Annotated in this window: 20 protein-coding genes; 15 read left to right on the forward strand and 5 right to left on the reverse strand. The window is 58.2% G+C overall.

What is annotated here, in order from left to right; all coding sequences use genetic code 11:
* Window positions 1-8 precede the first annotated feature (8 nt).
* From GXP70_RS01290 to GXP70_RS01310, 5 genes are all read left to right on the forward strand, one after another.
* Window positions 9-2,246 (forward strand): sensor histidine kinase, encoded by a 2,238-nt coding sequence (locus GXP70_RS01290; protein ID WP_225442622.1) that lies wholly within the window; start codon window positions 9-11, stop codon window positions 2,244-2,246.
* 66 nt (window positions 2,247-2,312) lie between these two features.
* Window positions 2,313-3,038, forward strand: a complete 726-nt coding sequence (locus GXP70_RS01295; RefSeq protein WP_162354812.1) for an NAD(P)H-binding protein — start codon at window positions 2,313-2,315, stop codon at window positions 3,036-3,038.
* 9 nt (window positions 3,039-3,047) lie between these two features.
* Window positions 3,048-3,755, forward strand: coding sequence for a 23S rRNA pseudouridine(2604) synthase RluF (gene rluF / locus GXP70_RS01300; protein WP_162354813.1), 708 nt, complete (start codon window positions 3,048-3,050; stop codon window positions 3,753-3,755).
* A 403-nt stretch (window positions 3,756-4,158) separates the two neighbouring features.
* Entirely contained in the window at window positions 4,159-5,661 is a 1,503-nt protein-coding gene (locus GXP70_RS01305; protein WP_162354814.1) for a Mur ligase family protein, read from the forward strand.
* 81 nt (window positions 5,662-5,742) lie between these two features.
* Entirely contained in the window at window positions 5,743-6,411 is a 669-nt protein-coding gene (locus GXP70_RS01310; RefSeq protein WP_263864077.1) for an aspartate/glutamate racemase family protein, read from the forward strand.
* 111 nt (window positions 6,412-6,522) lie between these two features.
* Here GXP70_RS01310 and motB read toward each other — a convergent pair whose 3' ends face one another.
* Both motB and motA read right to left on the reverse strand, forming a co-directional pair.
* The gene (gene motB / locus GXP70_RS01315) at window positions 6,523-7,347 is read right to left on the reverse strand and encodes a flagellar motor protein MotB (RefSeq protein WP_162354816.1); all 825 of its coding nucleotides are present in this window, start codon (window positions 7,345-7,347) and stop codon (window positions 6,523-6,525) included.
* Window positions 7,331-8,131, reverse strand: coding sequence for a flagellar motor stator protein MotA (gene motA, locus GXP70_RS01320; protein ID WP_162354817.1), 801 nt, complete (start codon window positions 8,129-8,131; stop codon window positions 7,331-7,333). Before motA ends, motB begins: the two co-directional genes overlap by 17 nt.
* A gap of 237 nt (window positions 8,132-8,368) precedes the next feature.
* Here motA and GXP70_RS01325 point away from each other — a divergent pair, with 237 nt between their 5' ends.
* Together GXP70_RS01325 and GXP70_RS01330 are read left to right on the forward strand one after the other, a co-directional pair.
* Window positions 8,369-8,662, forward strand: a complete 294-nt coding sequence (locus GXP70_RS01325; protein ID WP_162354818.1) for a hypothetical protein — start codon at window positions 8,369-8,371, stop codon at window positions 8,660-8,662.
* Window positions 8,663-8,682: 20 nt separating this feature from the next.
* Window positions 8,683-8,997, forward strand: coding sequence for a 4a-hydroxytetrahydrobiopterin dehydratase (locus GXP70_RS01330; protein ID WP_192043409.1), 315 nt, complete (start codon window positions 8,683-8,685; stop codon window positions 8,995-8,997).
* Window positions 8,998-9,159: 162 nt separating this feature from the next.
* On the opposite strand, the gene GXP70_RS01335 is transcribed toward GXP70_RS01330, so the two are convergent.
* Both GXP70_RS01335 and GXP70_RS01340 read right to left on the reverse strand, forming a co-directional pair.
* On the reverse strand, window positions 9,160-9,363 hold the full coding sequence (locus GXP70_RS01335) for a DUF378 domain-containing protein (RefSeq protein ID WP_162354819.1): 204 nt from the start codon (window positions 9,361-9,363) through the stop codon (window positions 9,160-9,162).
* Window positions 9,364-9,479: 116 nt separating this feature from the next.
* A complete protein-coding gene (locus GXP70_RS01340) occupies window positions 9,480-9,992 on the reverse strand; it encodes a GNAT family N-acetyltransferase (protein ID WP_162354820.1) in 513 nt (170 codons plus the stop codon).
* A 191-nt stretch (window positions 9,993-10,183) separates the two neighbouring features.
* Between GXP70_RS01340 and GXP70_RS01345 the strand changes: the two genes are divergently transcribed.
* From GXP70_RS01345 to GXP70_RS01380, 8 genes are all read left to right on the forward strand, one after another.
* Window positions 10,184-11,476: an MFS transporter gene (locus GXP70_RS01345; protein WP_162354821.1), complete on the forward strand. Its 1,293-nt coding sequence runs from the start codon at window positions 10,184-10,186 to the stop codon at window positions 11,474-11,476.
* Window positions 11,477-11,693: 217 nt separating this feature from the next.
* A complete protein-coding gene (locus GXP70_RS01350) occupies window positions 11,694-13,535 on the forward strand; it encodes an alpha-galactosidase (RefSeq protein WP_162354822.1) in 1,842 nt (613 codons plus the stop codon).
* Between the two features lie 249 nt (window positions 13,536-13,784).
* Entirely contained in the window at window positions 13,785-15,356 is a 1,572-nt protein-coding gene (locus GXP70_RS01355; RefSeq protein WP_162354823.1) for a helix-turn-helix domain-containing protein, read from the forward strand.
* A gap of 139 nt (window positions 15,357-15,495) precedes the next feature.
* The gene (locus tag GXP70_RS01360; RefSeq protein ID WP_162354824.1) at window positions 15,496-16,620 is read left to right on the forward strand and encodes an ABC transporter substrate-binding protein; all 1,125 of its coding nucleotides are present in this window, start codon (window positions 15,496-15,498) and stop codon (window positions 16,618-16,620) included.
* A gap of 209 nt (window positions 16,621-16,829) precedes the next feature.
* Entirely contained in the window at window positions 16,830-17,684 is an 855-nt protein-coding gene (locus tag GXP70_RS01365; RefSeq protein ID WP_162354825.1) for a sulfurtransferase, read from the forward strand.
* A 258-nt stretch (window positions 17,685-17,942) separates the two neighbouring features.
* Window positions 17,943-18,614 (forward strand): response regulator transcription factor, encoded by a 672-nt coding sequence (locus GXP70_RS01370; RefSeq protein WP_162354826.1) that lies wholly within the window; start codon window positions 17,943-17,945, stop codon window positions 18,612-18,614.
* A complete protein-coding gene (locus GXP70_RS01375) occupies window positions 18,611-19,996 on the forward strand; it encodes a sensor histidine kinase (protein ID WP_162354827.1) in 1,386 nt (461 codons plus the stop codon). The genes GXP70_RS01370 and GXP70_RS01375 overlap by 4 nt, the downstream gene beginning before the upstream one ends.
* 129 nt (window positions 19,997-20,125) lie before the next feature.
* Entirely contained in the window at window positions 20,126-21,496 is a 1,371-nt protein-coding gene (locus GXP70_RS01380) for an ABC transporter substrate-binding protein (protein ID WP_162354828.1), read from the forward strand.
* 14 nt (window positions 21,497-21,510) lie between these two features.
* On the opposite strand, the gene GXP70_RS01385 is transcribed toward GXP70_RS01380, so the two are convergent.
* Window positions 21,511-21,981: a DUF6790 family protein gene (locus tag GXP70_RS01385; protein ID WP_162354579.1), complete on the reverse strand. Its 471-nt coding sequence runs from the start codon at window positions 21,979-21,981 to the stop codon at window positions 21,511-21,513.
* Window positions 21,982-22,048: the final 67 nt, after the last annotated feature.

Below are 22,048 nucleotides of genomic sequence, written 5' to 3' on the forward strand. Positions count from 1 at the left end.
GTCGCATATTGTCGGTCAAGATTAAGTTATCGCTTATGATTTCGCTGATTGTATTCGTCCTGCTCTTGCTCAATGTTATTTTGAATGAATATTCCACGGAGGTCAATCTGCGATCCGATGTCGAGCGCGATATGACTTCCATTACGAAACAGATCGCCGCCGATGTCTTGCAGAATACGAGCGAGAATGAGTTCGTACTGTCGGTCCTCCTCGATAAATTGAGAATGACCTCCTATTCCGCTGCCGAACAGCTCCCGCCGCATGCCAGGGACATCACCCCCGAACGGCTTCAGCTCGTCGCGTCCCGCATTGGCGTATCCGGGCTGTCCGTTATGCAAGGAAACGGCGAGAGCTACGCCATCGTGAATTCCACCAACCCCCGCGAAATCGGCGCCATCAGCTCGACATGGCCGAAGCGCGAGTTAGTCGCGCGGGATCAGAACGACGGCAATTTCGAATTCTGGTCGGGACCGAGCAGTCATTCGGTTGCCGGAACAGCCGTCCAGCTGGGACAGGAGTCCTTCTATACCAATGGTAATCTCGATTACATCATACGATGCTACATGGAGAGCGATCGTCTAAGCGATTATGAGAAAATGGCGAGCACGACGGCTTTTCTGGACGATATGAAAGCCGCCAACCCGACGATCCTGGAAGTAACGGGGTTTAACCCGGCGCTGTTCGGCGGGGATGCGACGAACGCGGACATTCCTTCTTTCATCAGCAGCAAGGAGCTTACAGGATCGCCGCTGCCGTTCGGCACCTACACCTACGGCAGCGAGCGGGATGCGTCCGACGTGAAGGAAGTGACCAAGGAGAAGCGGATATTCCGCTATACCACCATACATAACCGGGATGTGATCAAAAGCTTCATCCTCGTTCAGGATCCCAGCCCCTACGTCATCGGCCTTGTGCTCGACAAAAAGCCGCTTATGCGGCTGATGGACGAACAGCGCTCCAATCAGCTTTACATCTCCGCCGCCTTATTATGCATCGTTATTATTTGCAGCTACTGGCTGTCCAATATCATGCTGCGTCCCGTTCGTTCGATTCTATGGAAGGTGAACGAGGTGTCCGTCGGACGGTTCGAAAGCGCGATCGAGGTCAAACGGAAGGATGAGCTCGGCCAGCTCGCGCAGCGCGTCAATGCGATGTCGAAGAATTTGAATATTTACATGACGAAGCTCAAAATGGCGTTCGAAGAGAACCGCTCCATGAAGGAGTACCTCGAATCGTTCATCAATCATACGACCGATGCGATCCATGTGGTCGATTTGGACGGCCGGATCACCCAAGTCAACCGGGCGTTCGAGCAGCTGTACGGTTATACGACGGAAGAGGCGGTAGGCCGGGCGCTCCCGCTGGCGCCGGAGCATTTGCGGGAAGAAGAGCAGCAGGCGATGGAACAGCTGAAATGCGGCAAGCCCTTGTCCGCTTGGGAGACGACGCGCGTCACGAAGTCCGGCGAGTGGATTTCCGTCAGCGTCACGACATCGCCGATCCGCGATCGGCTGGGCAATGTGCACGCGATCGCCAGCATTACGCGCGATATGACGAGCCGCAATAAGATGGAAGAGCTGCTGCGCCGCTCGGAGAAGCTGACGACCGTCGGACAGCTGGCCGCCGGCGTGGCCCATGAAATCCGTAACCCGCTGACGACGCTTCGCGGCTTCCTGCAGCTGCAGCTGGAGACGTCGAAATTGAATACGCGGCATGTCGATCTTATGCTGTCGGAGCTGGACCGGATCAATCTGATCGTCGGCGAGTTCTTGATTCTGGCGAAACCGCAGGCAACGCGGTTCGAGGTGAAGGACATCCGCTTCACGCTGGGCGACGTGATCTCGCTGCTCGACAGCCAGGCGCATCTGTGCAACGTCGTGTTCGCGACCGAGTTCGGGGACGGGGACTGCCGGATTGCGTGCGAGGAGAACCAATTGAAGCAGGTGTTCATCAACGTACTCAAGAACGCGATGGAGGCGATGCCGCAAGGCGGCCAGATCGCCATCGCGATTCATCATCAGGCAGGTCAGGTATGCGTATCCATTACGGATGAGGGAGTCGGCATCCCGGAGGAGAAGATCGCCAAGCTCGGCGATCCGTTCTACACGGACAAGGATGCGGGGACGGGCCTCGGCATAATGGTGAGCCAGCGCATTATCCAGAGCCACCAAGGCCATTTTGAAATCGAGAGCAAAGTCGGCGTAGGCACGACGGTGCTGATTACGCTCCCTCTGTACAAGGAATAATATGAAAATAGCGATCAAGCAGGGATTCGCTTGTTCATGTACAATAGATACAGATGAGGTGAGGGCATGCCGCAAGCGGAGGGCTACAGCGCGGTTCTGGCGGGCGCAACCGGACTCGTAGGGTTTCAGCTGCTCAAGCAGCTGCTGCAGGAAGACCGCTGCAGGTCGCTGACGGTACTCGCGCGCAGGCCGCTGCCTCAGCTGCCGGGACTGGAGATGCCGCGCGATAAACTGCATGTCATTACGGCGGACTTCGACCGCATGGACGAAGCGCTGAACGATATCCAAGCGGACGTCGTATTCTGCGCCCTCGGCACGACGATCAAGAAAGCGAAGTCGCAGGAGGCGTTCCGCCAAGTCGATCTGGGCTACCCGGTCGCGCTGGGAGAATGGGCGAAGGCGCACGGCGCGAGCAAAATGATCATCGTCTCCGCGATGGGCGCGAACGAGAAATCGGCCGTGTTCTACAATCGGGTCAAAGGCGAAGCGGAAGCGGCGTTAAGGGTCATCGGGCTGCCCGAGCTGCACATTGTCCGGCCTTCGCTGCTGCTGGGGAAGCGGGAGGAGTTTCGCTTGGGCGAGAAGATAGCCGTCCTGCTCGGTCCGGCGCTCAGCCTGCTGATGCAAGGTCCGCTGCGGGGCTATCGGCCGGTTCATGCCGAGGACGTCGCCGCTTTCATGCGCAATATTGCGTCTGTCCCGCAAGAAACGCTTGCACCTTACGTCAGAATTTACGAAAATGATACAATAACAACAAGTCGCCGAAAGACGAGGCACCAAAGTGCGGGGTGAATAAGTCAGTTGAGGATTAACAAGTTTATTAGCGAAACGGGTTACTGCTCCAGACGCGAAGCCGACAAGCTCGTGGAAAGCGGGAAAGTGACGATTAACGGCGCCGTTGCCGAGCTCGGCAGCCAGGCGGAGCATGGCGATGACGTACGCGTGGACGGCAAGCCGATCGGGGAGCATAAGCGCCACGTGTATATTGCGCTGAACAAGCCCGTCGGCATTACGAGCACGACGGAAGCGGAAGTTGCAGGCAACATCGTCGATTTCATCGCGCATGAGGAACGGATCTTCCCGATCGGCCGATTGGATAAGGATTCGGAAGGCCTCATACTGCTTACGAACGACGGCGATATCGTGAATAAAATTCTTCGCGCCGAAGGCAAGCATGAGAAGGAATATATCGTGACGGTCGACCGGCCCGTGACGCCGCGGTTTCTGAAGGCGATGAGCGAAGGCGTGCGCATTCTCGGCTCCATGACGCTGCCTTGCAAGGTGCAGAAGGAATCCGACCGCGTCTTCCGGATTACGCTAACGGAGGGCAAGAACCGCCAAATCCGGCGCATGTGCCAGACCTTCGGCTATAACGTCCGCAAGCTTCGCCGGGTGCGGATCATGAATATCCACCTGGGCCAGCTGGCGAACGGCAAGTGGCGGGACCTGACGAAGAGCGAGCTGAACGAGCTGTTTGAATTGCTGGATTATCAAATGAGCGAGCGCTAGCCCGTCTTTTCCCGGGAAATAACGACAAAACCAACATCGGTTCGACGTTCATCGTCTTTGTGATGTTGGTTTTTTAGTTGCCTGCGGCAGGCGATTTGCAAGAGACGGGAAGCCCGCCGGACAAGCGGGGAGGGCGGGTTCAATCTTGCCATCCTATAAAACATGAAGTAAAATTATAAAGGATTGTCCGCACTTTGCATAGAGGTTTTTAGAAAATAATAATACGCATCACGAGACCGGATAAGCGTTGACGCCGGCGGTTCGAAGCCGGGCTCGCATCAGGTGGCTGGCGGTTCGGACATGCAGTCGAGTCCTGCTTCAAGAGGACGCCCCGACGGGCGGTTCTACTAGACGCCGGGAACAAGGCGCAAGGCGTTCAGCCTTCGAAGAAAGGACCATTGCTATGACACAACTGCAGGATTTGCTGCATGCAACGACAGTAACGGAAGCTTATCGCGCCGGCGAGACGGAGATCGCCGGTATTTCCTATTATGCGCAGAAGGTATCGCCTGGCGACCTGTTCATCTGCATCAAGGGCTATGTCACCGACGGCCATCAATTTCTGGGCGATGCGGCGAAGCGGGGCGCGGTCGCGGCCATCGTGGAATACATACAGCCCGACATCGACGTGCCGCAATACGTCGTGCCGAACAGCCGGATCGCGATGGCGCAGCTGGCAAGCGCGTTCTACGGCCATCCGGCGGATAAGATGACGATGATCGGCATTACGGCCACAAACGGCAAGACGAGCACGACCTATATGACGAACGCCATTCTGGAGCGGCACGGCTTCAAGACGGGCATGATCGGCACGGTCGTCATCAAGATCGACGATGAGCGCATTCCGTCCGAGCTGACGACGCCGGAATCGCTTGATTTGCAATCGTACCTGAAGCAGATGGCCGATCGCGGCGTCTCGCACGTCAGCATGGAAGTCTCCTCGGCTGCGCAGGAGACGCACCGAGTCGAATCGGTGAACTACGATATCGTCTGCTTCAACAATTTAAGCCGCGAGCATATCGATTCGCACGGCACGTTCGAGAAGTATTTCGCGGCCAAGTCGCGCTTGATCCGGGAAGCGGGCGAAGGCAGCTTCGCCGTGCTGAACCTGGATGACGAGCATGCGGCTTCCCTCGTCACGCAGACGCGCGCGCAAGTCGTGACCTTCGGCATGAAGAGCAGCGAAGGCACCCTGCATTGCAAGGATCTGGATCTGTCCACCGGACGGGCGAAATTCACCGTGGAAGTCTTGAAGCCGTTCCACACGAAGAGCGGCGTGCCGATCGCGCCCGGCGCATTCCGCGTGGAGCTGCGCATTCCGGGGCTGCATTCCGTCTATAACTCGATGGCGGCGATCGCCATCGCGCTGCTGTGCGGCGTATCCGTGGAGACGATTCAAGAGACGCTGCGCACGTTCGGCGGCGTAGAGCGCCGGTTCGAGTTCATCTACGAGGACGGATTTACGATCGTCGACGATCATTTTGCCAATCCCGGCAATATCGACGTGACCTTGGAAACGCTGAAGTATATGGATTACGAGCAGTTCCATCTGGTGTACGCCATCCGCGGCGCGCGCGGACCGATCATCAACCGCGAGAACGCCGAGTCGATCGTGCACTGGCTGAAGCGGCTGGAGAAGCGCGAGCTGATCGCCACGCGAAGCCAATCGCACGTGAACCGTCACAATACGGTTTCGGACGAGGAAGCCGACATGTTCATGGACGTCATGAACGAAGCCGGCATCGAAGTGAAGCTGTACGATGAGCTGCCGGATGCGATCGGCCAGGCGCTGGCGCAAGCGGGACGCGGCGATCTCATTCTGCTCGCCGGCTGCCAGGGCATGGATCCGGGCGCGGAAATCGCGCTTGGGCTGCTGGAGCGCGTTGATTCAAACGAAGGCCGCTAGGTTACAGGTCACAAACGAACGATATTTCAGAATAAAGTAGGTTGAAACATGGAACGTAAACGGTTAGGTGTTCTGGGCGGCATGGGACCGAAAGCCACGACTGTCTTCATCGATCAGATTATCGAAAATACGCCGGCCGACAGGGATCAGGACCATATCGATATGGTTATTCTGAACCATGCCTCTTTGCCGGATCGGACCCATGTCATTCTGGAGAACAGCGGCGAGCTGTTTCTGCGGGAAATCGAGAAGGATATCCGGCTGCTGGAATACGCGGAAGTCGCGAATATCGTCATGCCATGCAACACGGGGCATTATTACATCAACGAAATGCAGGCCATGACGACGATTCCGATCATCGACATGATCGAAGAGACGATGCGGGAGATTGCGGATACGTTCGGCAGCGGCATCAAGGTCGGCATTCTGGCGACGAACGGCACGCTCCGCAGCGGCATCTACAGCGAGTCGGCCCGGAGGTACGGCATGATTCCGCAGGAGCCGGACATGGACGTGCAGCGGCAGGTCATGAATATCATTTACGGAGACATTAAACGCGGGATTGCAAGCGACCCTGCGAAGCTGGAAGGCATCATTCGCGAAATGGTCGAGAAGGACGGCTGCAGCTGCGTCATCATTGCCTGCACGGAGCTGTCGATCATTAAGCTGAGCGAGGAGACGAGGAAGGTCAGCATCGACGCGATGGACGTGCTGGTCCGCAAATCGATCGAGCTGTCGCTGCCCCGGTAATCGGTTAGCTCCGAATAAGAAAACCCGCCAGACTGCGTCTGGCGGGTTTTCTGCATGTAGTGCGTATAGGTTGATGCATTGCGCGTGCCGTAGGCGTTCGCTTACGCCGTTCTAGGACTTGGCCGTTGTAGTCGCGGTCGAGACGGACACGGCTTTGGACGCGTCGGTGAATTTTCGGATAATCGACACCTCGACGCGGCGGTTCTTGGCGCGGCCGTCCGCCGTGTCGTTGCTGGCGATCGGGTGGTACTCGCCGTAGCCGACCGTGCTGAAGTTCTTCGGATTCAGCTTCTTGTTCTCGAGCACGATGTTCATGAAACGCGTTGCCCGCATGTTGCTGAGCTCCCAGTTGGATTCGAATTCGGCGTTGTTGATCGGTACGTTATCCGTATGGCCGGAGACGACGACTTCGTAATCCGAATACTTCGTCAGCATGTTGGAGATTTCATTGGCCAGCTTGCGTGATTCCGGTTTGACCTTCGCGCTGCCCGGCGCGAAGAGGGAGCTGTCGCTGATCGTAATCGTCAGCTGCGACTGATTGAGCTTCGTGTTCAGCTGCGAAGTCAGGCCGCTCGCTTGGATGTACTTGTCGACCTGCTTCTTCAGCTGCTCCAGGTCCTCCTGCTCCTTCTTCATGAGCGCTTCGCGATTCTCCTTGGACATGTCCTTCGTGTCCTCGTGGCGTCTCGTATTCTGGCTGTTCTCCATCATCGAGGCGTCCGAGACGACGGAGGACTTATCCAATATGCCGACTCCGCTGTTGAACGCGATGTTGAAGGCCTTGCTCATGTCTTGGAATTTCTTCGTATCGGTGGTGCTCATGGCGTAGAGCACGATGAACAGCGCAAGCAGCAGCGTCAGCAGGTCGGCATACGGAATGAGCCAGGTTTCGTCGGCATGTTCCTCGTGATGTTCTTTTTTATGCTTTTTGCTCAACCGCTTCCGCTCCTCTCTGGCTCAACTGGTAACGTTCGGTCGGCGTCAGGAAGACGGACAGCTTCTGGTTGATGGCAATGGTGGAAACGCCGGACTGGATGGACAGCAGGCCTTCTACCATCATGAGGCGAAGCTCGATCTCGTTCTTGGACAGGCGCTTCAGCTTATTGGCGATCGGGTGCCACAAAACGTATCCGGTGAATATACCTAGAAGAGTAGCGACGAATGCCGCACCGATGGCGTGGGCGAGCTTGCCCATGTCGCTCATATCGGCAAGCGCCGCGATCAGGCCGATAACGGCCCCGAGCACCCCGAGCGTCGGCGCATACATGCCGGCTTGCGAGAAGATCAGCGCGCCTGCGCGGTGGCGTTCTTCCGTCGCGGCGATGTCTTCGAGCAGCACGTCGCGAACGAGATCCTGGTCATTGCCGTCGATAATCATGCGCATGCCGTTGCGGAGGAACAGGTCTTCGATTTCGTCGACTTTCGATTCCAAGGCGAGCAAGCCTTCGCGGCGCGTGATCGTTGCCCACTCCATGAAGAGCGCGATGACTTCTTCGCGCGGCAGCATTTTCTGCTGAACGAAAATCATTTTGATCAGTTTCGGAAACTTCTTGAGCTCTTTCATTGGGAAGCCGATGAATAACGAGGCTGCTGTTCCGACGATAATGATGGTAAATGCCGCCGGATTCACTAGACTTTCGATCGGCGCTCCCTTCAGCGTCATACCGAGCAGAACGGCGATTAGTCCGAGAACGATACCAATAACAGTAGATTTTTCCATGACACACCTCGTCTAGTATTTGAGAATGAAGACTATGATGAACCGGCAGTCGCCGTTCAAGCCCTGGAGAACGGGATCGTGCGGATGGCGAATCTCGCGATTGTGCACACATCTTTATTATCGTCAGAAAACGTCCGTAGATTAGAGCAAATTGGATGTTTTAGGAGTTTTCGTCCCAATTCGTGTAGAATAGAGAGTATGAGGAAGGGAATAGAAGCGGAAAGGAAGTAATCGGTTATGGGCGTAAAGCATGCGAGAGAGTACGAGGATATCCTGGTTGAACTGAAGGACGCGATGTACGATATCGGCGACGGCTACCTGTTCTTCGAAATGGACACGACGGAGTGGGAGGAGCTCGAGCGGGCGCAGCAGCTGGAATTGATGGAAGCGCTGGCAGACGACGTGTTCTACGCGCTGGGCGAGGACCCGGTGCTTCATGTCGGCAGAGGCGTCGTGACCTATCGTCCGAAGCATCATATCATTGAAGTGTCGGTGGATGAGAAGGAGAGCCGGATCATCCGCTTAATCTGACGCGCGGAAGGCGGGCGGGTATGTTGAAGCTGGAGAAAATGACGACCGAGGCGGCCGACGCCGCGATTGCATCGCTCGCGGGCTGGTCGCGGCAGGATGAGAAGTGGATCGCGGGCAGCTACAGGTTCGCCGGCTTTCCTGCCGCAATCGCGTTCGTGGCGCGGATCGCCGAGATCGCGGAAGCGATGAACCATCACCCGTTCATCGCCATCGATTACAAGAAAGTGACGCTGCGGCTCACGACCTGGCATGCGGGCGGGCTGACGGAGCTGGATATGCAGTCCGCCGAGCGGTATAACGAAGCGTATCGAACGTCGATTGCCGGAAACCGGTAATCGGCGTTTTTGCCGTTGCTCGTTGCTGCCGCTCCGGCGCCAGCGCGATTGGGCAGGCATAAGAAAAGCCCGCTCGCCGCGCGCTGGCGCCGGGAGCGGGCTTGCGAATATGGGAACTGCCGCGGGGATGGACGGCATCGCAGCCATGGGCGGCGTGAGGGGTTATTCCTCTGCGGTAACTTTCGAGAAGAAGGACAGGCTGTACAGCGCGGCGAGACCGATGATGATGAACACGATTTTGGCTCCGACGGAATCTGACCCATCAAAAATCTCCGAAACGACATCATACTCAAAAAGCCCCACAATTAGCAATTGCAAACCGCCGAGAATGAGAACAATCAAGCTGATGATGTTCAAAACTTTCATTGGATCCGCCTCCTTGAGTGTCTTGACGACGCGTCTGACACTATTACGGATATGCGCCTGCGCGGGCATTTAGCACGATGCCGTCCGAAGAAATTGTAAACGGGTGCCGAACGCCGCTAATGCGCCTCGTCCGGGAGATAGCACATGCAATATACGTCGACTAATCCCGCAGGGGTCTTTTTCGCGTAGGTGTCGGTGATCGCGAAACCGGCCCGCTGGTAAGTACGGATCGCGCGTACGTTCCACGTATGCACCTCGAGGTCGATCTCGTCGGCCGGCGCCCTGCGCACGGCTTCCGCCACAATGGCCTGTACGAAGGGGACGCCGAGTCCGCGGTCGCATAAATCCGGCCGAAGGCCAAGCCCGATCCGCGTCAGCCCAAGCAGCGGGAAGAACTGCGCGAAGCCGATGAATTGGCCGTCCGCGTCCGTTACGGCGGCATATTGCCGGTTGCGGATATCGGGATCGCCGAACTCAATGCCGAGCTCCAGCATCACCTGCCACGTCGTCCAGTTGTAGAAATCGAAGGGCGGCTCGTACCGCCAGGCGGACAGCTGCTCGGCCAGCGTTTCCGAGAGGGGAATGACGTTGAAGCGCTGCTGCGGGACCGTTCGGCCGGAATGGGACATATCGCGTTCTCCTTGATCGGTGATTATCGTTCGAACACATTGTCGGCGAAACGCGGACAATTAGCAAGCGCGATTTCCGCGGTGAGCTTGCGCTTGGCGGAGGAGGGGCGGTTCGAGGCAAAAGTCCGTCCGCGGCGCTATCCAAAAGCAATGGACGGGTGCTATAATGTTGCGCTGAGAGGTGGTTGACGATGCGCAAATTAATTATACTCGGCTGTCTGTCCTATCTGGCCATCGGCCTGGGACATGTCGCGGTAGGCGCCGTGATGGAACAGCTTGTTCTGAACTATCGGATTAATTACGAGACGGGCGGTCAACTGATCACGAATCAGTTCCTCGGCTTCCTGGCAGGGGTGCTGCTCGCGCCATGGCTGATCGGCAATATGGGCCGGCGCGCTTCGATCGTACTGGCTTTCGTCGGATTCACCGTGGCGGAAGCGGGCTATACGCTGGAACCGGGCTGGTGGGTCATGCTCGTGCTGGCGCTGATCGCGGGCTTCGGCTTCGGTATGGGAGAGGCGTGCATCGGGGCCTTGGTCATCGATACCCTGGGAGACCGCAAGGCTTCGACGATGTCGCTGCTGGAGGTATTCTTCGGCGTCGGGGCGTTCGCGCTTCCGGCTGCAGCGGCGTGGCTCATACTTCGGGGCCACTGGCTGCTGACCTTCGGAACCGTTGCGGTGCTGGCCGCGGTCGTACTGGCGCTGTGGCTGTTCACGCCGCTGGGCGAAGCGGAGGCGCATATGGGCAACCGGCGCCAGCGCGAAGCCGCCTTGGCCGCCGGCAAGGAGGCCGGCAAGGATGTCGGGGCGGCAGCGGAGACTGCGGCGGCGCAGATCGCGGCCGCTGCACAGCCCGCGAAGGCGCCGCGATTCGGCTATGCCCGCTTGGATCTCCGGCTCCTGCTGCTGGGAGCGGCGTTCTTCGCCGTCTATGTCGGGCTCGAAATGAGCTTCGCCAATTACTTGCCGACGATCATGGGACGGAAAGCGGGCATGAGCGCGTCTTCGGCTACGATCAGCCTCAGCTTGTTCTGGGCGGCCATGTCCTTCGGCAGGCTGTTCGTGGGGCGGATCACGGGGCGGGTAGGCTACCGGAATTTCCTGCTTGCGTGCTGCGTATTCACGGTGGCCGGTTTTGCCGTGTTATCGCTCCTGAACGAAGCGGTCGGCGCAACCGTCCTGATCATCGCGACGGGCTTGTCGATGGCGGGGATTTTCGCAATGGCGCTCGTCTACTTGAACGAAGCGTTCCCGGACAAGGTGGACCGGACGACGAGCATCCTCATCGCGTGCGGCGGTCTGGGCGGTGCGCTGCTGCCGAAGTTGACCGGCTGGCTGCTCGATGCCTACGATATCAGCACCGCCATGTGGCAATTCACCGGCTTCGCGGCCGTGCTGCTGCTGCTCATGGGGCTGATCGTCGGCGAACAGGGAAGGCTGCGCCGGCGGCGTAAGGACATGGCGGCGCAGCCGAACGGATAAGTATAGCGTTCTCAAATGCCGCAGTGTACAATGAGGGGGATCATGGGACGGCGGCCGGCGCGGCCGCTGCCGTCCGCGGTTCGGCGGCGAAGCCCGCGGCTGCATGCGGGCCGCCTTCTGGGTGCATGCGGGCTGTCTTCTGCGTGCTGGTATTTGTTGGGATTATCTTAGGATTTCAGCGTTGCCTTGTGAGAGGATTATGCGGAGGTGCTGTGAAGTGACGATAGTAGAGCAAGAAATGAAACGCGAGTATACGGCCGTGCGCCATGCAGAGGGCGCTACGGTCTATACGGCGTCATTCACCTGCCTTGCTTCGGCAGGCTGCGAGGTGCGCGAGGCATACAGCCTTGACGAATTCGTCAGCGATGCCGCGGTTCGGGCCGTCTATTATACGGGCGGCTGGGGGAAGGAGCATACGCCCGTTAGCGTCGAGGTGAATGGAAGCGTTCGCATCGAGAACCGCAAAGGGCGTTCATCCGCCGACGTACACCCGCTGCTGCTGGTCTACGGTCAGAGCGGGGCGGTGTACGCGTATACCGTGGCCTGGTCGGGCAACTGGACATTGGAGGTCGAGCCTTCCGCGTCCGGGGACGGGTTCGCCGTTCGCGGCGGCCTCGCCGAGAACTCCATTGCCAAGCGGCTCGCTGCCGGGGAGACGTGGGAGACGCCGAAGGTGATCGGGGCGGCGTCGGCAGCAGGCTCGCTGAACGAGATCAGCGCGCAGTTCCACGCGTGGTATGAGTCGGTTGCGCCGCGCAATGCGCTCTCCGAGCTGCTGCCCGTGGAATGGAATCACTGGTGGTCGTACGAGGACAAGCTGATCAACGAACAGGTGTTCAAACGCAACGTCGACCGTGCGGCGGAGATCGGCGTCGAGGTGTGCACGCTCGATGCGGGCTGGTTCGGCTCCGATGACGAGAGCGAGAATTGGTACGACGTGCGCGGGGATTGGCATAAGGTGAACCGGAAACGCTTCCCGAGCGGGATTCGTTCGCTGTCGGATTACGTACACGCGAAGGGCATGAAGTTCGGCCTCTGGTGCGAGATCGAGGGCCTTGGCGTGAAAGCCGATCTGCGCGGCTCGCATCCGCAGTTCGTGGCGGAGCGGGACGGCGCGTTCCTGGGCTATGTGTGCCTGGGCGGGGAGGAAGCGCAGCGCTGGGCGTACGATACGCTGGCAGGCATGATCGGGGACTACGACTGCGACTGGATCAAAATCGATTTTAACCTCGATCCGGGCGAGGGCTGCAACTGCGCCGGTCACGGCCACGGGCCGGAGGACGGGCTGTACGCGCATTATCAAGGGCTCTATCGGGTGTTTGAGCAGATTCGCGAGCGCTTCCCCGAAGTCGTTCTGGAGAGCTGCAGCTCGGGCGGCTTGCGCACGGATCTCGGCACGATGGAGCAGATGCATGTCAGCTTCCTCAGCGATCCCGATTATTCCGAGCATCAGCTGCAGGTATTCTGGGGCGCATCGCTTATTCTGCCGCCGCAGCGCTGCCTGCACTGGGCATGGTCCACGACATGCGGGGAAGGCGACGCGCGTCCGTTCCCGACGATGGACTTCAGCAATCCGGACCTGAGCGAGGCTGCTTTCAAGTTCCACATGCGCGTGGCGATGCTGCATACGACGGGCTACTCGCATCCGTTGGAGCAGTACGACGCGCGGACGCTCGATGCGATGCGCGAGCAGATCGCATTCTATAAGGAGCATGTGCGGGACGCGATACGCGGCGGGGCGTATTATCGGTTGACGCCGCAGGCGGACCGGAGCGGACAGGGCGCAGGCTGGAACGCCTTCCAATACGCGAAGCGGGACGAGACGGGCGAGGGCTGCTTGTTCGTCTTCCGGCTTTCGAACGGCGAGGCAGCGGCGCGCATCGTGCTCGAGGGGCTGGAAGCGGATCAGCGGTACGCCTTGCAGGATGCGGATACGGGCGCGACGATCGTCCGTACGGGCGCCGAGCTGATGGGCGAGGGGTTGTCGTTCGACGACCTGCAGCCGGTGGAGTCGCGGGTGTTGGTGTTCCGGCCAGCCGCGACGCTGAACGCGGAGTAGCTGAAGGCTGGCGCTGCCGTACGCTTCATTCGTGCAGGCAACGAAAATGCAGGTAACGAGAGATACATCATGCGGATAGATAGATATCCGTGGGATGTATCTTTTTGTCGTGGGGCAATAACAGGAACGGTGAACTGGGGCGGGGACTGGTATTGGAACTGGAACTGGAGAACTGCGTTGACACTGAGAATGATTATCATTTAAAATCTTCCTAGACAACGACTACATCAAAAGGAAGCGTGGACGGCATTGGACGGATTATGGTTGAAGCTCCGCATGGTTGAAGAGATCGGGCCCGGGGAGTGGAGCCACCCGCTGGGCTATTTGCCATCGCATCTGCTGCTGCTTGCCGTCGCGGGCGAGGCGCGTTTGACCCTGGACGGGCGCCTGCTGCAGCTACGCCCTGGCCATGCGCTCGTCTGTCTGCCGGGCCAATTGATGCAGTCCGACCCGAACGGCAGGAGCGAGCTGGCCGTATTCCGGTTCGATGTGGTCGATGAGACCGGGAACGACGGCAGACCCCGGCTGACCGAGGGGGACAGCCCATTTCCCCTGGCCGGGGAAGTTCGGTTCTCCGATGCCGGCGAGGCGATCCGGCTATGCGAGCTGGCGTTACGGAATTGGCGGAATGGCGATGCGCCGGGAAAGCTCCGGGCGGAAGCGGCGTTCTACGGGCTGCTGGGCCTGATGCAAGAAGCCGCCGGCCGGGTACAGGAGGCGGCCGATGCCGCGCTGAATAGGACGAAAGCGTACATGGAGCGACACTTCGACCGGAATCTGACGATCGACGAGCTGGCCAAGCTGGCCGGTCTCAGCCGTTACTACTATATGAGGCTCTTCAAGGCCTGTTATGGCGTAAGCGTCATGGAATACTTAACGGAGCTTCGCATCGATCAAGCGAAGCGGCTGCTGGAAGAAGCCAAGCCTACGATGCGCGAGCTTGCCAGGCAGGTCGGCTACCACGACGAGTTTTATTTTATTCGCAAATTCAAGCAGCAGGTCGGCATCCCGCCGGCTACTTATATCCGCAACCGCCAGCGGCGAATCGCGGCGTACAGCTTCCCCAATATCGGGCAGCTGCTGGCGCTGCAGATCGTTCCGGCCATCGCGCCGATGGACCACGGCTGGACGGACCAGTACCGGTGCAAATACCGGACCGACGTGGTCACGACGCTCAGCCACGAATACGAGTTTAATTTCGCCGCGCTTCGTGCCGCGCGGCCGGATTATATCATCGGCGTGGATGCTTTTCTGCCGCCCGAGGAGCAGGAGCGGCTACGGGAAATCGCGCCGTCGCTGTTTATCCCGTGGCAGGGGGAGGAATGGCGAAGCCATTTGCATCTGGTCTCGGAATTTCTGGGTATGCCGGAAGAGGCGAAGAGCTGGCTGCGCCGATACGATCATCTGGCCGCCCGCACGCGTGAGCAGACGGAGCGTCTTGTAGGCGGGGACACGGTTCTGGTGGCGCATTGCGGCAAGGACGGCTGCTATGTCTATGGGCGTCAGACGATTGCCGGCGTGCTGTACGAGGATTTGGGGATTGTCCAGCCGGACCGTGCCGCCGGAATTCGCCGCCGGGAAGAAGTGCCGGTTCGGGAGCTGGCAAGCTTTGAGGCAGACCGGATTCTGCTCATGCTTTCGGACAACGAGGATGTCCAGGCGGCTTGGGAGCGCTTCTCCGGCTCGGAAGAATGGAAGCGGCATTGCGCTTCGCTAAGCAGCCGGGTTACGCCGATCCCGACATGGCCGTGGTTCGATTATTCCGCCTATACGCAGGAGAAATTCCTCCGCGCCGTTCCGGCGATTTTCGGAACGGCGTAAGCCCGGCCGGCGGGCAGCTGCGCTAGGCATCATTATCCATGAAGATCGAGCATCATCGTCCATGTTCAGAGGGCAAGGGATCGGCTATAATTCATAACTGAAAATGAAAATCATTATCAATAAAAAGGGGCGTTCGTCAATGAAAACCTATTCCCGATTCACCATCCTCATCGCGGCCTGCTTCCTGCTGGCCGTCGTGCTGAGCGCCTGCGGCGCTTCGAACGATGCGAATACCGCAGCTAATTCCACACAGGCTGCGAATGCCCAAGCCAATGCGAACGCGGCGGCTGATCCGAAAACCGAGACTGCCTCGAATGGGGAAGCAACCTCGAATACGGCCGCTTCTGCCGGTGCCGATACGGCCGCTTCCGAGGCGACTACCCGGGTGTTCAAGGATTACGAGGGGCATGAGGTAACCATTCCGACCCATCCGCAGCGTATTCTGGCCAACCAGCTGGTCGGGCATTTGCTGGCGGTGGGGGTGAAGCCGGTCGGCACGACTACCAGCCAGTTGGGCCAGCTGAGCGAATCCTCGTTCCTGAAGCCGCTCGGGCTGACCGAGGGCATCGAAGACTTGGGCGATACGATCTCCCTGGAGAAAGCGCTCAGCCTGAAGCCGGATCTGATCATTCTTCAGTCGAACGATCAGGGCGGCGTCCAAAACTACGATCAATACGCCAAGATCGCCCCGACCGTCGTGATCAGCTACGGTTCCAAGACGATGTTCGAGCAGCTGCGCGAGATTGCCGATATCGCGGGCGTGCCTGACCAAGCGGAGCAGTGGATCTCGCAGTACGAGGCCAAGGCGGCGAAATACCGCGAGGAGCTGGCCGGCCTCATCCCGCCGAATACGACGTTCTCGGTCATGGAAGCATGGCCTAAAGGCCAGATCGAGCTCTTCGGCAATTTGTTCGGCCGGGGCACCTTCAGCCTGTACAACTCGCTGCAATTGCAAGCGCCGGCGAAGGTGCAGGAGGCGGTGATGGATAAGGAGCCGTCCTACCTGGGCTTGTCCCTGGAGACGCTGCCGGATTACGCGGCCGACTATATTTTCCTGAGCGTCTTCGATTGGCAGGAAGGCGGCGACAATGCGAAGCTGCAGAAGGAATTCGAGAAGGAGCCGGTATGGCGCAGTTTGCCGGCCGTCAAGCAAGGTCACGTGTTTCATGTGAACGTCAACGACTTCCTCCCCGGCGATCCGCTTTCGATCGAGAAGCAGCTGGATGAGCAGGCGCGAATGCTGCTGGAGGCGTTCAAGAAGTAGGGCGCGGGACGTATGATACAAGGATCGAACATGCGCAAGCCTCGGCTGGAAGGGAGCCGGGGCTTTTTGCGTGTATGAGGTTCCTAGCGGGCGGCCATGGCTCGTTATAGCAAGGCTATGAACGCGATCTCGTCCTGCGAAAGGCGCTCCGCCGCGGAATGATGTATAATGCAGCTATAGCAAACTCGTTATGAAAGGCGGATGAACGCTTGAATCGTATCGTATCGTTAAAATGGCTGCTGGCCCGCATGTATGAATCCGACGTCGTGATCGTCGACTGCCGTTTCCAGCTCGGCAAGCCGGATTTTGGACGGGAGGCCTACGAGGCTTCCCATATTCCGGGCGCGGTGTACCTGGACTTGGAGAAGGATCTGTCCGCGCCGATCGAGGAGCACGGCGGACGCCACCCGCTGCCGGATATCGCGCAGCTGACGGGCACGTTCAGCCGCGCAGGCATCGGCAACGACACGCGCGTCGTCGCGTACGACGACCAAGGCGGCGCGATGGCCTCGCGCCTGTGGTGGCTGCTCAAGTACCTCGGCCACGAAGAGGTGTACGTGCTGGATGAGGGGTTCTCGGCGTGGGTGAACGCCGGATTCCCGGTGAATGCCGAGCAGCGGGTGCTCATCCCGGCGCAGTTCTTGGCCACGGTACAGCATAATATGCTCGTCGAGATGGACGAGGTCCGCGAGAAGCTGGGCCATGAGCACGTGACGCTAATCGATTCCCGCGACGGCGCGCGCTATCGCGGCGAAGTCGAGCCGCTCGACAAGGCAGCCGGTCATATTCCCGGCGCGATCAACCGTCTCTGGTCCGATGGCAAGGGAGCAGGCGGCAAATGGAAGAGCGCGGACGAGCAGGCGGCTCGTTTCGAAGGCCTGCCGAAGGACCGGGAGACCATCGTCTACTGCGGCTCCGGCGTGACGGCATGCCCGAACGTGCTTGCTCTGCAGGAAGCGGGCTTTAGCAATGTGCGGTTGTATGCGGGGAGCTGGAGCGATTGGATTTCTTACGGTGACAATCCAATATCCATCGGAAATGAAGAACAACCGAGTAAGGCATAACACTATACAGATTGTGAATACATCGTCAAGTGGCCCGCGAGCCCCGGCGATGTATTTTTCTATTCATGGCGTCAACGCGAGGTCAACAACCCTGGTGACAGTCGCTCTGGAAGTACTTTCAGAGCGGAGCGACCGTTACGCCCGTCGATAGCTTTTCACCTCCTTATTTACACGAAGAGTACCACGAAACTTTCATGTTCGTTTCATTTAATTCGTATACAATGGAAAGGACGACTATAGGCGCAGGAGGGAGCCGCCATGCGAATTTTATTGGTTGAGGACGACCGCCGGCTTGGAAACCTTATTCAATACAAGCTGAACAAACAATACCATCGGACGGAGTGGGTAATGGACGGTGCCGAGGCGCTGGAGAGGCTCTCCATTAGTCCTTACGAACTTTATATTTTGGATTGGATGGTCCCCTCCTATAGCGGAGTCGAGTTGTGCGGATTAATCAGAAGCAAGGGCGATAGGGCGCCGATATTGATGTTGACTGCGCGGGATGCGGTTTCCGATCGGGTAGAGGGTTTAATGGCCGGGGCGGACGATTATGTGATAAAGCCGTTCGACTTCGACGAGCTGTTCGCCCGCCTTCACGTGCTGGAAAGAAGAAAGGCTGCGGATTGGCGCGAAGAGATCAAGCAAGTCCAGGATCTTACGCTGAATATGCGCACGTTCGAGGCGCAACGCGGCGGTACGCCGATTCAATTGACGCGGCGGGAATTCCAGCTGCTCTCTTATCTTATGAGCAATGCCGGCAACGTGCTTGACCGCGAGCAGTTGCTCAATCAGGTGTGGGGGCTTGATGCCGAAGTGACTCCGAATGCCGTCGATGCCTCGATCAAGCTGCTTCGCAAAAAAATCCGCGATACGCATGGACGGCAGCTTATCCAGAGTGTGCGCGGGTTTGGGTACAGGATGGCGCCATGAAGGGATTCAGTCATTTTCGACAGTCGCGGCTGCGGTTGACGGTACTCTACAGCGCCTTGATCGCGATTACGCTCATAAGCCTGGCGGGATTTTTCTATTATATGCTCGTCCATACCTTCGAGCAGCGAACCGAGGCTTCGCTGGCTCAGGCGTACAACCGGGCGCTCGGATACTTTTCGAAAGACCGGATCGAGTGGATGGATTTGCGGACCGGCGAACGCATGCATTTCGCTTTCTCCTCTACCCTGTACGTGGACTGGAGCTTCTTGTCCAATGACGAATTCGCGCTCGTGACCCGCACGGGGGCAGCCCCTTCAAGCGGCTCCGACGTGCCGGAATCGTTCGTCGCAACATTGAAGGAGTGGGCGGGGGAAGATATTGCGAGCTGGAGTTTGCGTGTGCCCGGCGCGGCATCGCCGGATTACGGACGATTCTCGCATACTTCGTACGAGGGCAGGACCTACGAGATGATTGTTGCTTCCGTTCGTGAATACGGCAACCAACTCGGTTATTTATATATGGGCAAGGATACGACGGACGATACCCGCGTGCTCGGTCAAATGCGCGCGATACTGCTCGCGCTCTGCGGCGGAATGCTGCTCGTCGCCGTTCTACTGGGGTATCTGTTCGCGGGCAGAGCCATGATCCCCATCGCGAATGCGTACAGGAAACTGCGCGATTTTACGATGGACGCTTCTCACGAGCTTCGCGCTCCGCTTACGGTGTTGAACGCTTCTGTGGAAATCGTGCAAGAGCAGGAGGAGCGGCTGTCGCCGTTCCATCAAGAAGCTTTGCGCTGCGCGAAGGAAGAAATCAGGAGAATGAAAACTCTGGTTGATCATTTGCTTACGCTGGCGCGGAGCGACGCAGGCGTGATTGAACTTCTTCCGGAACGGATCGATGTGGCGCGGATTGTTCGGGAAACGGCCGCGACGATGCGAACGGCGGCAGTGATGCAAGGAATTACGCTGCGAGTCCGCGAGGCCGAAAGTTCGGCGGAAGCAGCGGCCGCGCAAACAGTCGGTGAAGTGTGTCTGACGGCAGACAGGGAGCGGATCAAACAATTGCTCGTCATCTTGTTGGATAATGCGATTAAATACAACGTGCCCGGCGGCATGATCGATCTGTTCATACAGCCGGGAATGGATCGCGTGACGATCATTGTCAGGGACAGCGGGATCGGCATAGCCGCAGAGGATTTGCCGAACATCTTCGACCGGTTCTACCGCGCGGATAAATCGCGTGACAGGTCGCGCGAAGGCGCAGGACTGGGATTATCCATCGCCCTATGGATCGTGAACGCCCACGGAGGGAGCCTGACGGCGGGAAGCGAGATCGGCGTCGGAAGCACGTTCACGGTCCAGCTTCCGGTACGTGCATGACTGCAGCATTCAAGGAGCAGGAGCGGGCGAGCGAGCGCCGCTTCTTTTCTTTTTTCATGCGCATTTCATGGAAATCTTATACAGTAGGCCTGGAATCAATACCTTGATTACGGAGGATGATGCTAGCCTATGTCGAAAAACCCTTCCCAAGCCGGTGGCCGGACGTATAGAATCCTGTTTCCCCCGATTGCGGCGATGCTGCTCTTATCCGCATGCAGCGGCGGCAATCTGACGGCCCGGAATGACGATCCCGTCACGATACGCATTCAATTACCGATTATCCAGAAGGATCCGACCAGCATTACGTATGAGAACGCGGCACGACACTTTCACGAACTGAACCCCAACATGACCATCGAGTTGGCATACGCGTCGTTGAAGCCCGGCTCGGAATCTGTCGATCTGGATCCGACCAAGCTGCTGAAAAGCGACCATCCGCCGGACATCATGCCGCTGCCCCAGTTCAGGCTTGCATCCGTGGCGAATCAAGGATTGTTGAAAGATTTGCGGCAACTGCAGTCTGCCGATTCGTCAGTCAAAATCGATATCCCGCAGGGATTGCTGGATACGACGACGGTGAATGGAGAGCTGCTTTTGCTTCCTTACGCGGCGTTCCCGGTGGTGGTGTATTACAATAAGCAACTGTTCGACAATGCGCAAATTCCTTATCCGACAGGGGAGTGGACCTGGGAACAGTTCAAAGAAACGTCGAAGAAGCTTAAGGCTCCGTTCGGCTCTATCTTGCCGTACGACATATGGACGCTCGACGAGTTGATCGGAAGCTTGGGAACGGGGTTGCTGTCCAAGGACGGAACGACCGCGGTCGGTTATCTCGACAGCCCGGCGGCCGCTAGCGCCGTTCAGTGGCTGAATGCTTACTACAAGGACGATCCGAACAAGCGGGGTCCGCAGACGGCCGTCGATGCCTTCGAGCAATTCGGAAGTTATGGCACGGGAATGACCGTTAACGGTGCGGGGGTACAGTATCGGGGGTTCCAAGGAGACAGCCAGTCGCTGCTCGGCGTTGCGCCGCTGCCGTACTTCGAAAACGGGAAGCGGGTGAATCCGCTCGATGTATTGGGATATGGCATCTCCGCCAAAAGCGAACACCCGGCGGAAGCGTGGAAGTTCATGGCCTACTTGCTGCTGACGGACAATGCGGATTCGAAGGAACTAGCCAAGGGGTTTTACCCGACGAGCAAGACGATTGAACAAGCCGGCAATCGTGGAGAACATGCGATGGAACAAGTATTCATGGGGGAAATGGACTACGCGGCAATTACGTCTCTCAGCAACAGTCCATATATTTATAAAGCGTGGGATGCGCCGTTGGAACAGCGGTTCGACGCGCTTCTTGACGCCAAAGACGAGGACATTCCCGACAAGCTGCACGAGATCGCCCAGCAATTGGATCAGGCGCTAGCGCGCGAGAAAGCCGCAAGCGAGCGCCTGGAGCAGGAGGCGTCAGCGGGCCTCACCCTTGATATTGACGGCACTTGAGAACCTTTACCTTGTCATTGATAATGATAGATCAAGTAGGCATCCATCAGCAGTGTGATCCACCAGTCCGATACTAGCGCAATCGTCTCGTTCGCGCTAACCGGGCGCTTGACGATATGCAAGAGCGCGGCAAGTGCAAAGTATAAGCCACCAATAAGGGCTACCGCCATTCGCCAGTCTGGGTGCCATAGCGAGAGGACGCCGCCGAGCCCTATGCAGAGATTGGCAAAGCCGAGTTCGCGGACAATCGGATGAGCCTCCGCATTCTTGATATGGAAGATAGCTTCGGCGGTAAAGGACGGGTTCAGCGCTTGCCGCAATCCGGCCGTAAATAACCGGACGCCGACAGCCCAGAACAAGAACCATTTGCCGATCAGCGACATATCGAAAGCGACGGATTCACGGCCCGCCAACTCGATACCTATGGAGGCGACAGGTAGGATGAGCATGAATGCAAGCACGACATATAAGTAGAAATATTTCATCGGTAAAATCCCCCTTTCTTGTTCTATCTTATTGTAAGGGGATTATTGGAAATTGAGAAGATGATGT

It is taken from the genome of Paenibacillus lycopersici, assembly GCF_010119935.1.
In the GTDB taxonomy this organism is placed as follows: domain Bacteria; phylum Bacillota; class Bacilli; order Paenibacillales; family Paenibacillaceae; genus Paenibacillus_Z; species Paenibacillus_Z lycopersici.